Origin of the sequence: Pseudomonas sp. PDM18 (assembly GCF_014852585.1) — a bacterium.
Classification (GTDB): Bacteria; Pseudomonadota; Gammaproteobacteria; order Pseudomonadales; family Pseudomonadaceae; genus Pseudomonas.
This window is the reverse complement of the sequence record NZ_JACVBX010000047.1, coordinates 1-336: the sequence shown is the minus strand read 5'-3', so window position 1 is coordinate 336 and position 336 is coordinate 1. Positions and strand designations below refer to the sequence as shown.

Below are 336 nucleotides of genomic sequence, written 5' to 3'. Positions count from 1 at the left end.
GTTCGTCGAGGATCAGGCGCTGGTCGGCCTGCTGCTTGGCGCTGACGTAGCTGACGCCGAAGTCGAGCACGTTCCACACCATGGTCAGGTCGGCGACGTCGCGGTCGCGGTCCTGGGAGGTGGACGGTTCCAGGGATTGCTGGTTGGTCAGCACGCTCTTGCTGGACGACGCACTGACGTTGTTGCGCCCGGCGTAGCCGGCTTCCAGGGCCATGCGCGGCAGCATGTCGAAGGTCGCGAGGTCGACCTGGCGGCTGGCCAGGGCCTGCTCCATGACCTTCAGGCGGCCTTCGAGGTTGTACTTGATGGCACGGGCCAGCGCGTCGTTGAGCGTCA

The 336-nt window shown here is 66.4% G+C and carries 1 protein-coding gene; it reads right to left on the bottom strand.

Features of this window, described 5'->3' with window-relative positions; genetic code table 11:
- Nucleotides 1–336 (bottom strand): TolC family protein (locus IB274_RS30265; RefSeq protein WP_192436300.1); only part of this gene is annotated, 336 nt, incomplete at both ends.